Raw genomic sequence first — 12,360 nt, forward strand, 5'->3', positions numbered from 1 at the left:
CCCTCTCTCTTCTTCCTCATCGTCCGCTCCGTCCACTCCCCATCCTCCCCCCCCTCCCCCACCTCCCACACCTCCCACACCTCCCACACCTCCCACACCTCCCACACCTCCCACACTTCCTAGAAAGCCCCATACCCATAAATCCCATACCAAGCTACTTTTTCTCTGGTATGTCATTACAGCCTTCTATAAAATCGATAACTTGGTGTAGACATCCTGGTTTAGTTACAATCAGCACAGTTGAATTAGGTTGTAGTACTGTACTGCCATTAGGAATCATCAAATTATCGTGGGGATGAGGTTGATAGCCAATAATTAGCGAGCCAGTGGGAAACCTTGAATCCTGAGCAATTTCAGCAACGCTACGACCAACAACATAGCAGTTATTGGGGATAGAAAGTTTTAGTACCTCAATCTGTCCTTGCTCAAAATGCATCATCGATTCTACTTGTGGAAACTCGATGGCATTTACCATTGTGGAAACAGATAGTTCTACAGTACTGATGATGTGGTTTGCTCCAGCCAGACGCAGGGGTTCACCAAAATCAGAGTGACGCATCCGACTTAAAATATGAGGAACGCCATAATGTTTAGCAAGAGTTACCATCGCTAAGTTTAAGGCATCACTGCGTAGCACAGCAGCCAAAGAGCTAGCTTTGCGAATCCCAGCTTCTAACAATACTTCTGTACTCACAGCACTTCCTTCAAAAGCCATTGCCCCAACTTGTTCGCGGGCATAGCGACAAGCCGTAGGATCGACATCAATAACAGCAACAGTATGCCCCAGTTCTAGGAGTTTCTGGGCTAAATTTAACCCCACTAAACCAGCTCCACCAATTAATACGTACATGAATATTCCTAATAGTCTTTGAGTTTTTACTTTAACAATTATTAGTTAACTGTTGACTGTTGACTGTTCTCCAGTATCTCCTGGCTTCAGAGCGATGCAATATGCTACTTACCTTACGCAATGATGAAAAATCAAGGGTTTGGAGAGGATGTTATTCGGCGTAAGTCCTAGAATATTTTTTGAGTTGGAAGTGCCAAACTTCTCCGTGTCATGTCCCTTACCAATTTATGTCACGCATTGATGATGTTTTCCACTCGTTTTCTAAAATGGCGTAAATAAAATTGTCATACCATCTACCTTTGATTAACTCTTTTTCTCGTAGATGAGTTTCACGATGCATCCCAATTTTTTCTAAAACTCTCAAGGAAGCAATATTTTCTGCAACACACCACGACCAAAGACGATGCATTTTTAATTCTTCAAAACCAAACTTTACAATTGCCTGTGCGGCTTCTGTTGCATAACCTTGTCCCCAATAATGAGGATTGATTTCGTAGCCAATGTTTGCTTCTCGTAATTCAGAGTTATTGATACGAATACCACAATTGCCAATCAATATATTTTCTTGTTTAACAACAACAGCTAACTGAAACTTTGTCCTGGGTTCTTCTTTTTGCTGATTAATAAACATCTGCACAAACTGACAAACATCGTTCTGTGTACGATGCGTCCAGTGTGAATAAAGCAAGTATAGGGGATTCGATTGATAAGTAAAAACCGCTTGCCAATCTGCTTCTATAAATTCACGCATTAGCAAACGATTTGTTTCTATTATCATATATTCAGTTTCCAATTCGCAATTCAATTTTTACATTTTGCACCAGAAGGAGTAGCATCCGGATAATAGGTAATGATGGCTTTTTCTTTCCGGACAAAAACATTAGAAAAGGACTTACCAGTTTCGCGATCGCGTACATTATAAATACACGCTCCTTCATTGTTTCCTTGGAGTTTAAAGATTTTGGTGGTATCTAAAAGTATTTCTTCAGCATTGCTAAGATAGCCATAGCCTTTAATCACATCTGTGACTGTACGATTTTTTTGTTTAATTACCACACCCATTGTATAAATCACCCCAGGAACAACTTCCTCTCGTCTTTGATTATTCGGTAGGCGTCCTGCTATGCCTTGGTTTTGTAGTTCTAAATACCTACCATAAAAATGCAACCCGCCAATATCATTGGCATTATAGATTTCGCCACAAAATATATGTTCAAACCCCTGGCGCTGGAACCAAATATTAGTTAAATCCTCTAGAAATTCTGCTTTATTACTACGTCCGGTACGTAGTTCACCGCCGCTAGCTTGTTGAATTTTCTGTAACACATCTGGATAAGAAGATAACAATTGTTTAAAACTATTAGTACTCACTTTCGTACCAATGGGGCCACAAACTTTTAAGACAGCTTGGTCAAAGGAATTTAGCTGTGGTGGTGGTGGTGTAATATCTACTTGTTGTCTTGCGGGAAAACCAACAGAAACCGGGTTATTGATATTATCAAAAAATGGCAGAAGTTTGGTGTTTTCCTGTGGTTGTGCGTTCACCAGATTTTGCGAAGACAATGGCGAAAGCAGTAGTAAAAGAGTAAACATTTTCACCATCTGCTTGAACTTATTGGTTACATAACTTGGCTGCATAAATTCTAGTTTAACTACTTCGATAATAGTTCCATGCCAAGTTTAATTCTCTAGATAGCTTACTTGATAAAAAAACCGTTTTTTTTAATAAATCGGGTGATATAAGTAGATAGACTTGAATATAGGAATCCGATTTGATTAATGAACATATTTGTGTAGTAAGGGAACTCTTAACAGGAAAAAAGTAATTTAGGGGTGTACTGAGTTTTTTCACCAAATCAAATATGAGTTCTATAAATAGAATACTTCTGTCATTGCAAGTGAAGCGAAGCAATGACATCTTATATTTAATCATGGCTACCTACTTAGGGCTTGCAGAATAAACAAAAAACCTAGATAAATAAAGAGATTTGGGGGGATAAAAGAGAATAAAGTGCAAGGAAAAAGGATAAAGTAAGTAAAAACCCTTGTAGCAAGTTGCGTTGATATGTATCGAAAAGCGCAAAAGCAAGAAACAGCAGCAGAAGACTTTGAACTACCCTTTGGGGGAAAACTGGCTTCAGATAACCGATGGGTAATCATGGCGAACCTGATACCTTGGTCAGAATTTGAAACAGAGTACGCAGCAATATTTTCAGCAGAAATGGGCGCGCCAGCCAAAACATTTAGGATGGCATTAGGGGCATTAATAATTAAAGAAAAACTAGGAATAAGTGATAGAGAGACAGTAGAGCAAATTAGGGAGAATCCCTATCTGCAATACTTTATAGGAATGTCTTGCTATAGTAATAATGCCCCATTTGATGCGTCAATGTTAGTTCACTTTAGAGAAAGAATAGATATAAATTTAGTTAACAAACTGAATCGAGAAATTGTCAAGCAGGGATTAGAAAAAAAAGAGGAAGAAGTAAAAGAAAAAAAGTCAGAAACCGAGGATTTAAAAAATGAGCCGACCAATCGGGGAAAATTAATATTAGATGCGAGTTGTGCGCCAGCGGATATCAGTTATCCCACAGACTTAGAATTATTAAATCAAGCCAGAAAGCATACAGAAACAATTATAGATATTTTATATAACTCCCTCTTGTTAAAGAGTATTCAAAAACCAAGAACCTATAGAAATATAGCTAGAAAGAATTACTTATCGGTAGCCAAAAAACGAAAGCCGACCATTAAAGAAAGAAGGAAAGGCATTAAACGGCAACTGCAATATATCAAAAGAAATTTAGCTCACATTCAGCAGCTAATGGAGTTAGGTGCGTCACTCTTCAACCTGAGTAATAGGCAATATAAGAAGTTACTGGTAGTAGCAGAAATTTATCGTCAACAACTTTGGTTATATGAAAATAAAAAAATTAGTATAGAAGACCGTATTGTCAGTTTAAATCTACCACACATTCGTCCGATAGTCCGTGGTAAAGCTGGAAAAAAAGTAGAGTTTGGGGCAAAGCTTTCAGCTAGTTGCTATGATGGCTATGTATTTTTAGACCATATTAGTTGGGATAATTTTAACGAATCAGGCGACTTAAAATCACAAGTAGAAGCCTACAAAAACTACACCGGATATTATCCTCAATCAGTTCATGTTGATCAAATTTATCGCACTAGAGACAACCGCTCTTGGTGTCAAGAAAGAGGAATTAGAATTAGTGGGCCACCTTTAGGGAGACCACCTAAAAATGTCAGCCCTGAAAAAAAGAAACAAGCAAGAGAAGATGAGCTAATTCGTATCTCTATTGAGGGGAAATTCGGACAAGCTAAACGAAGATTTAGCTTGGGTAGAGTCATGGCTAAACTTCCTCATACCTCTGTCACTGCTATTGCTATTACTTTTTTAGTCATGAATCTTTCTACCCTTCTTTCACGGCTTTTTTGGGGATTTTTATGCCAATTTTTCAACATTACATCTTTTTTCACTGCTTTTATTAGCAAAAGTGATGTCCCGTTTGATTGCAGACAACAAAAACTTATCTTTGCTCTTCCTGACTACGGAGTCAATTTTTCTCTTGCCTTGGAATGACTTTTTCAGCAAGCCCTACTTAGTATTTAGCAATGTTAACTGTTAACTGTTAACAGTCAACAGTCAACAGTCAACAGTCATCTCCCCATCTTCCTATTCCTAGCCCAAATTACAATCTTTGATTGCAACTGAATATGAATTTTGACATCTGAATTCTTATGTTGCCCGATCAATTTTTCGGACATCTTCATCAGATAGTTGCACATTGATAGCTAGTGCTGAGTCTTCAATGCTGGAAATTTTGCTAGCTCCAGGAATTGGTAAAATAACAGGCGACTTGGAACGTAACCATGCCAGAACGATATTGTATACTGATACGCCTTTTTCTTTAGCCAACTGAGCGATCGCTGGAATATCTTCTAAGTTTTGATGACGACGCCTACCGCCAAATGGACTCCAGGGTAAAAAAGTCAATCCTTGCTGTTCGCAATACTCCAACACGCCATCAATTTCTGGCTGTCGTTCCCAAGGGCTATATTGATTCTGCACTGAAACAATATCCACCACATCCTGCGCCCGCTTAATTTGTTCAACGGAAAAGTTAGAAACTCCCACGAACCGAATTAAACCTGCTTCTACTGCTTCTTTGACTGGTGTAAGAGATTCTTCGATGGTGTAATTATTATCTGGGGAATGATATTGCCAAACATCGATGGGTTTAGCGCCGCCCAAAGCCTCAAAGCTGACTTTAATTGTTTGACGCAAGTGTTCTGGGTTTCCGTTGCGCGTCCAATTACCATCGGGACGCATCAAGCCGCCTTTAGTTGCGACAATTACCTGGCTGATATCGCCTTGGTAACTGGTAAGTGCTTTGTGAATTAACCGTTCGTTGTGATGCTTATCTGATTCGTCTTTACAATAAGAGTCGGCAGTGTCAATGAACGTAATACCCAGATCTAAGGCACGATGAATAACTGCGATCGATTCTGATTCGGGAGGGCGATTATAAATTGACATCGGCATACCACCCAAACCGATGGCACTGACAAAAATACCTGTTTTTCCTAACTGTTTGGTTTCCATGCTTCTAGTCATAGCTTTCTGACCCAATTATGAAGCACTGAGTTAAAGATTTTTTAGCTATCGATCGCAAATCCTCCCATTTACTTATACTTGGCGATTCCTACCCTCAAGTCTTTCGGCTGATTAATATAACCTCCTCAATTACAAATACTTATTTTGTCAGTTTGTCTATTTAAGCTATGTTTGGTAAATAAAATAAGTAGCCTACATAAATTGGCTAGTTATTCCACACTTGACATAAAGCATTGTGAGTGCCAAACGTCTGCCAGAAACCATTGCCCATGTCAAAATTACCCGCCAATCCTGGCAACACGGCTTCCTAGAGGGTGAAGTGAGTGCAGGTGAATTTGAATGGCATTTCCAGTGGCATTTTCGTAGGGGAGAACTTGCCGTCAAGCCCTCCCAAGGTCGCGCCTTAATCAAAGAACCCCTCGGTCGATTTTTGGAGAAACAAGATTATCAACTAGAGCCTGGAGGAGACTATGCTTTTACAATTCGGGCGGAAATTTAGGAGTTATTCAATTTTGGATTTTAGATTTTAGATTGAATCCAAAATTCAAAATCTAAAATTGGCTGATTCCGTGAGGCGATTTAAGTATCTTTCGATTAGCAGAATGGCAACAATGTCATCTATGGGTCTTGGAGGCTGTCGCATACCTTGTGGTAGTAGCTTTATTAGCCCTTTGGGCGGATACATTTGCCAATAGCGATCGCGTGCTTCTAAGGTTGTGTAGCGCTCATCCACTAAAATAATGTTCAGGGGTTCTGATAATTCTTGATACAATTGCTGTTTCCACTGATTGGCTGTTGTTTGGTTGCCCATCACCATCAAGGAGATGGGGAATTGCTGACGCAGTGTCTCAATGGTAGCGATCGCCTCTTTTGCTAACACCACTTGATGATAATATAGTTGCCGATCCAGCCCCATCACTGCTAAACCACATTTATCTCGACCTGGATCGAAACCCAAAATCACTGGCTGTGTCGGTGAAAATTCACGGAAAGTCATAAGTAATAAAAAAAGAATTCAGAACTCAGAATTCAGGAATCAGAATAAATTAGTGGCAGTGGCGAGTCTGTGTAGGAAAGTTATGCTGGCTGCGGCAAACTAACCTCCAAGCGTCTAGGGCGTAAGCTGCCGAGTCGTGACTTTCCGCGCTCATCTCCAATACGGTTCGGTTAAAGGGGAAAGGGGAAAGGGAAAAGGGGAAAGGCTTCAAATACATCCAAATCCCCTTACCCCTTAACCTCTTCCCAGACCACAAGGGGACTTCATATTGCTTATCCGAACCGTATTGGTTCATCTCCCATTAATTGTATTCTGACTTCTAACTCCTGAATTCTGAATTCTGAATTCTGAATTCTGACTCCTGACTTGTTGTTTAAGTACTAAAAATAATTTGTCCGTTGACTACTGCTACTAATTTCACTCTCAAAGGCCCGGCTGTATAAGTGTCTTCTGCGGCGATGGCTTTTATTTCCAATGGTTGATTGTACTTTCTTAATTGGGCAACAAAACGCAAAAAAGTACCATCCACTTGTACATTTTCCACTATTCCGGCGTTACGGGCGCGAAATTGGGAAGCAGAAATTAGTATTTCCAATCGTTGCTGCAACTGATAGGATGTCATGTTTTTGGGGTCAGCGGTGGTTGTGGCTAATTGGGCACCTCCAGAGAAAACGAGTTCATTCCTGGCTATGTCGGCAAAAATTTCTATTTGCTTTTCTCCTCTAACGTAATTACCTGCGGAAAAAATTCGCACTACGTATTCGCGACCATCCTCAATTTGCTTGCTCAATTGCTCGACTCTTTCCTGAGTTACGCGCACCAGCTCTACATTTGGAGAATTTCCACCAGGCTCACTTAATTCCAGGTTGGCGTTGCGATTAGCTTGTTGTAAAAGTTGTACCACCGCTTGACGAGCCGCAGCCACCTGGGTAACGCGAATTACAGCAGCCGCTAGAACTTGACCGCGAACTAAAGCCAGTTTACCCAAACGCAGGTCTTGGTAAGACTGATAATATTTTTCCAGCCTTGCAACTTCCTGTTCTAGTTGCTGTTGTTGTGTTTCCAATTCTTTGAGGCGAGATTCCCGTTTGGCAATTACTTGTTCTCTAGCTGTAATTTCTGAATTACGCTTTTGAATTAACTGGTCGAGTTGGGCAATTTTGCGATCGCGTGCTTCTATCCCTTCTTGGCGGTTGGCAAGTTCGCGATCGCGTTTTTCGATAGCTGTTTTGGCTTCGTCAATTGCTTTTTTCGCTTCCGCATACAGTCGTTGACGTTCTGTCTTTAGTAGTTCAACTGCTGCCTGTAGTTCCTGTCGCTGATTGTAAACGCTTTGCAGTTCGGCTATGGCTTTTTGGTACTGACTGACAACTCGATCTAACTGCCCTTGAGTGCGCTGGAGTTGAGTTTGGGTTTGGGCTTGCTGCTGAATGGTGCGGTTGAGTTGGGCTTGGGTTTCCCTTTGCTTGGCATTGGCCGCCTGCAAAGACTGATTAATTGCTTGCAACTCTTGTTGGGCTTTGGCTTGGGCGATTCTTGCTTGATTTAACTCGCTTTCTACCTGACTTTTCTGGGTTTCTGCGGTTTTTAGCTGTTCCCGCTTTTGCCTGAGGTCTGTTTGAATATCCTCTAACTCAAAAACTCCCTGCCGCAATTTATCATCAGCAGCAAATAAAATTCCTAAGGTTGATGCTGAAATCAAACCCCCAGTAAAAATCGTTACTAGTACTGCGGTGTTTTTTGGACGAAGGTTAAAGAGTGAGAGGCGGGCTTTGCCAACTCGTGTGCCGATGCGATCGCCCACGGTTGCAATTACGCCTCCCAGAATTAAAATTGCTGCGATGAGGATGTATCCGGTGGTCATGTTTAGCTACCGAAATCCTTCCAGATACAGCCTACTACTTTTGACCATTGTCTGTGGAGAAGTGGAGGTTGGCAATAGCTGAGATTAGTCAATTTTAGATTTTCCTTGAGCTATTAGTGCGATCTTGAAAATACGACACGTGCCGACTCCGCTTTTTCCAATTGTTTTATGTGAACTGCCGACTTAAAGTAACGGGTTTATGCACAGTAATCTTCTTCTTGTGGATAGAAATCATCTTTTTTTCACGCAAATCCCCTAGTAGCCTTGTAACTGTAACACGAGTCGAACCAATTGCCTCAGCGATCGCTTGATGAGACAACTTCAAATCAATTGTGATGCCATCAGCACAAGGAACTCCAAAATCACGACAAAGAATTAATAAAAAACTCACTAACCTGGAACCCATATCTCGGTGAGCAAGAGTTTCAATCATCATCTCTGTCTGTAAAATTCGCGAAGACAGACCCCGCAGCATTAACATTGATAATTCTGGATTTTCCTTGAGTGCTTGCTCTACTTGTTCGATTGGTGCCGACAGTAATTCCACAGGGGTAAATGCAACCGCATGGTAAAACCTATCCGATTTATTTCCTGTCAGCAATGACAATACACCAAAAACACTATTTTCTCGCAGCAGTGCTACCGTTATTTCCTCTCCTGCCTCATACACCCTGGAAAGTTTAACAGCACCTTTTAAAAGAAAATAAACTCGTTCGGCAGGATCGCCAGGAAAAAAGATCGTTTTATTGCGTTCAAACGTTTCCACAACTGGCGGAAACGCCCCGGTCGCCATCTGACGAAAAACATTTGCTAGGGCTTTATCTTGTGTCACGATCATCTCCCTTCCCCTACCCAATGCCGGAAAAACAAAAACTAATTACCTAAGAATACACCTGAAAATTCAATAAAGCACCGTCAACCTTTCTGTACTTTCCTATACTCCAACTAATTGTTTGTTAAGTCACTGTTTATAATGATACATAATTGTCGATCTCTTCAGCTATAAATTGTTGATAAACTGTTCCGAGTAGTGGTATTAAAAAGCTTTTTTGAAGAACGAATAAAGAGAACTTGAGAATATCTTTAGAAAGAATCAAGAATTTGCTGATAGCAAACACCCTTACCAATATTCATTTTTGCAAATCCCGTGTAAAACAAAGACAAACTAGCCTCGGATTCTAGTATGCTCCTAATGATCGATCCCATTAACAATTTCTATGCTGAATCTGACTGGAAAAAATGCCTTGGTTACAGGTATTGCCAACAACCGCTCCATTGCCTGGGGCATTGCCCAACAGCTGCACAAAGCAGGAGCTAATCTGGGAATTACCTACCTGCCAGATGAACGCGGCAAAATGGAGACAAAAGTAGCCGAACTAGTCCAACCCCTCAACCCCAGCTTATTTCTTCCCTGTAATGTCCAAAACGAGGAACAAATTCAATCTACCTTTGAGACAGTACGGGATAAGTGGGGAAAGCTAGACATCCTGATTCATTGTCTTGCCTTTGCCAACAAAGAAGATTTGACGGGAGGTTTTAGCCAAACCTCTCGTTCTGGCTTCAAAACTGCTTTAGAGATTAGTACTTATTCTTTAGTACAGTTAAGCAATGCAGCTAAACCCTTGATGAGTGAGGGTGGTAGTATTGTCACCTTGACATATTTAGGAGGTGTGAAGGTAATTCCTAACTATAACGTCATGGGAGTTGCCAAAGCGGCATTAGAAATGAGCGTGCGTTACCTGGCTGCTGAACTAGGGCCGCAAAATATCCGCGTCAATGCCATCTCCGCAGGCCCCATCCGCACTTTAGCATCTTCAGCAGTGGGCGGAATCTTAGATATGATCCATCATGTCGAGGAAGTAGCTCCCCTACGGCGGACTGTTACTCAGCTAGAAGTCGGCAACACTGCGGCTTTTTTATGCAGTGATTTGTCCAGCGGCATCACCGGACAAGTTCTGTATGTAGATGCAGGATATGAAATTATGGGAATGTGACGCGATAAAGTTATGAGTTATGAGTTATGAGTTATGAATTTTTAACTCCTAACTCCTGACTCCTAACTCCTAATTTCTAACTCTTCCCTATGCAAACAACCAATCGCCAAGTCAATTCAAACTACGACCAGTTAACTAAAACCCCTCGGATTGCCACTGTTCATCGCACCACAGGGGAAACTGATGTGCAAGTCACCATCAACCTTGATGGAACAGGAAAATGTACCGCAGCAACAGGTATTCCGTTTTTGGATCATATGTTGCATCAAATAGCCTCACACGGGTTGATTGACTTAGATATCCAAGCCAAAGGAGACTGGGAAATTGATGACCACCATACCAACGAAGATGTAGGTATCACCTTAGGACAAGCTTTTAACCAAGCATTAGGCGATAGGAAAGGCATTGCTCGTTTTGGTAATTTCCTAGCACCTTTAGACGAAGCTTTAGTTCAGGTGGTGCTGGACTTTTCAGGACGCCCTCACCTCAGCTACGGTTTACAAATTCCTACCCAGCGTGTAGGAACTTATGACACCCAGCTGGTGCGCGAATTCTTTGTAGCGTTAGCAAACCACAGCCAAATGACACTACACATTCGGCAACTGGATGGCGTTAATTCTCATCACATTATTGAGGCGACATTTAAGGCCTTTGCAAGGGCGACACGCTTAGCAGTAGAAATTGACCCTCGTCGTGCTGGCTTGATTCCTAGTTCTAAAGGCGTTTTGTAAGAGCCTCCAGGGATAAGTTTATCCCAGGAAACCTAAGGCGGGACGGGGGCACAGTGGCAGGGAAGCAAAGGAACAATGATAACTCCTCACTTTTGATTCAGCAAGGGCTAAACACCCCAATACCGCTAATAGCACTCACTCTGTTTGCGATAATTATCAAACTCAGTGGTGATTATTATCACCCTGTTGGGTAACTTGTAATAGATACCAAGTTGCTAATTGTTGATTAAACCGAGATGAAGTCTGTTGCAGATGACCCTGATTCTCAACTCAATAGGACAAACACTCTGCCAGTAGTCCTAACTTCTGAGTTGCGAAAAGTTTACCGTACTGGTTTTTGGCTAAATCAAAAAGTCGTATCTTTAAAAAGCTGTTCTTTAAAAGTTTATCAAGGCGAAACCTTTGGACTGTTAGGGCCCAACGGCGCTGGTAAAACTACCCTTTTAAAACTATTGTTAGGGATTATTCGTCCCACTGGTGGACAGGGACTATTGTTAGGTCAGCCAATAGGCGATCGCAACGTTAAGCAATACATCGGCTATTTACCTGAAAATCCTTATTTGTATGATTATTTAACTGGCTGGGAGTTTTTGCAGCTAGCAGCTGGGCTATTCCAAATTCCTGAGGGCATACAACGCCGACGCATTCCCCAATTGCTAGAATTAGTGGGTTTATCCCAAGCCGATGCCCGCAAAAAATTGCTGCGCCGCTACTCCAAAGGTATGTTACAGCGTGTTGGTATGGCACAGGCGCTAATTAACGAGCCAGAATTAGTTTTTTTAGATGAACCGATGTCTGGCCTCGATCCTGTAGGACGCTACCAAATGCGGGAAATTATTTTGGCTCTCAAAGCCGCCGGCAAGACGATTTTTTTCAACAGCCATATTCTCAGCGAAGTAGAACAAATTTGCGATCGCATTGCCATACTCGCTCAAGGTGAATTAATTTGCTCTGGTTCCCTGAATGAACTTTTGGGTAGTGACAACACATACCATGTCAAAGGTCAAGGTGGTGACTCGGAAATTCTCAAAAAATGGCTACCTGCTTTGAGATTTGAACCTGATGGTTCCTGGCAAGGTACACTACATGATGACTACTATGATTTTCTAGCTAGTCTTCGTCTCATGGAAGGTAAAATTATTGCCATGAACTTGTGTCGTCAGTCCTTAGAAGAGCTTTTTATTCAACAAATCCAAACAAAAAATCATTCACTAATACCAATTTAATATGAAGACGCATACAAAGACCCCACCCGCGCTAACGCGCACCCTCCCCTTGCCAAGGGGAGGGT

12 protein-coding genes are annotated in these 12,360 nt (G+C 41.5%); 5 read left to right on the forward strand and 7 right to left on the reverse strand.

Annotation, left to right across the window (positions count from 1 at the left end; genetic code table 11):
• Positions 1-154: 154 nt before the first annotated feature.
• From GNE10_RS23400 to GNE10_RS23410, 3 genes are all read right to left on the reverse strand, one after another.
• On the reverse strand, positions 155-850 hold the full coding sequence (locus GNE10_RS23400) for a TrkA family potassium uptake protein (RefSeq protein ID WP_099067726.1): 696 nt from the start codon (positions 848-850) through the stop codon (positions 155-157).
• 217 nt (positions 851-1,067) lie between these two features.
• Positions 1,068-1,628, reverse strand: a complete 561-nt coding sequence (locus tag GNE10_RS23405) for a GNAT family N-acetyltransferase (protein WP_185567213.1) — start codon at positions 1,626-1,628, stop codon at positions 1,068-1,070.
• A 23-nt stretch (positions 1,629-1,651) separates the two neighbouring features.
• On the reverse strand, positions 1,652-2,488 hold the full coding sequence (locus GNE10_RS23410) for an EndoU domain-containing protein (protein WP_185567214.1): 837 nt from the start codon (positions 2,486-2,488) through the stop codon (positions 1,652-1,654).
• Between the two features lie 427 nt (positions 2,489-2,915).
• Between GNE10_RS23410 and GNE10_RS23415 the strand changes: the two genes are divergently transcribed.
• Positions 2,916-4,448, forward strand: a complete 1,533-nt coding sequence (locus GNE10_RS23415) for an IS5 family transposase (protein WP_260447015.1) — start codon at positions 2,916-2,918, stop codon at positions 4,446-4,448.
• A 156-nt stretch (positions 4,449-4,604) separates the two neighbouring features.
• Here GNE10_RS23415 and GNE10_RS23420 read toward each other — a convergent pair whose 3' ends face one another.
• Positions 4,605-5,471, reverse strand: a complete 867-nt coding sequence (locus GNE10_RS23420) for an aldo/keto reductase (RefSeq protein ID WP_185567220.1) — start codon at positions 5,469-5,471, stop codon at positions 4,605-4,607.
• A 247-nt stretch (positions 5,472-5,718) separates the two neighbouring features.
• Between GNE10_RS23420 and GNE10_RS23425 the strand changes: the two genes are divergently transcribed.
• Positions 5,719-5,982, forward strand: a complete 264-nt coding sequence (locus tag GNE10_RS23425; RefSeq protein ID WP_096537001.1) for a DUF3146 family protein — start codon at positions 5,719-5,721, stop codon at positions 5,980-5,982.
• 45 nt (positions 5,983-6,027) lie between these two features.
• Here GNE10_RS23425 and ruvX read toward each other — a convergent pair whose 3' ends face one another.
• The 3 genes from ruvX to ntcA all read right to left on the reverse strand — a co-directional run bounded on the left by ruvX (position 6,028) and on the right by ntcA (position 9,182).
• Complete coding sequence (ruvX, locus tag GNE10_RS23430; protein WP_185567215.1) at positions 6,028-6,480, reverse strand: Holliday junction resolvase RuvX; 453 nt, start codon at positions 6,478-6,480, stop codon at positions 6,028-6,030.
• 373 nt (positions 6,481-6,853) lie between these two features.
• Positions 6,854-8,344, reverse strand: coding sequence for a DUF3084 domain-containing protein (locus tag GNE10_RS23435; protein ID WP_185567216.1), 1,491 nt, complete (start codon positions 8,342-8,344; stop codon positions 6,854-6,856).
• Between the two features lie 166 nt (positions 8,345-8,510).
• Positions 8,511-9,182, reverse strand: a complete 672-nt coding sequence (gene ntcA, locus GNE10_RS23440) for a global nitrogen regulator NtcA (protein WP_010998529.1) — start codon at positions 9,180-9,182, stop codon at positions 8,511-8,513.
• A 379-nt stretch (positions 9,183-9,561) separates the two neighbouring features.
• Here ntcA and fabI point away from each other — a divergent pair, with 379 nt between their 5' ends.
• From fabI to GNE10_RS23455, 3 genes are all read left to right on the forward strand, one after another.
• Complete coding sequence (gene fabI, locus GNE10_RS23445) at positions 9,562-10,338, forward strand: enoyl-ACP reductase FabI (RefSeq protein WP_185567217.1); 777 nt, start codon at positions 9,562-9,564, stop codon at positions 10,336-10,338.
• 89 nt (positions 10,339-10,427) lie between these two features.
• Positions 10,428-11,069 (forward strand): imidazoleglycerol-phosphate dehydratase HisB, encoded by a 642-nt coding sequence (gene hisB / locus GNE10_RS23450; RefSeq protein ID WP_185567218.1) that lies wholly within the window; start codon positions 10,428-10,430, stop codon positions 11,067-11,069.
• Positions 11,070-11,305: 236 nt separating this feature from the next.
• Complete coding sequence (locus GNE10_RS23455; RefSeq protein WP_185567219.1) at positions 11,306-12,295, forward strand: ABC transporter ATP-binding protein; 990 nt, start codon at positions 11,306-11,308, stop codon at positions 12,293-12,295.
• The last annotated feature ends 65 nt before the right edge of the window (positions 12,296-12,360 follow it).

The organism is Nostoc sp. 2RC (genome assembly GCF_014222165.1).
GTDB classification, from domain to species: domain Bacteria; phylum Cyanobacteriota; class Cyanobacteriia; order Cyanobacteriales; family Nostocaceae; genus Nostoc; species Nostoc linckia.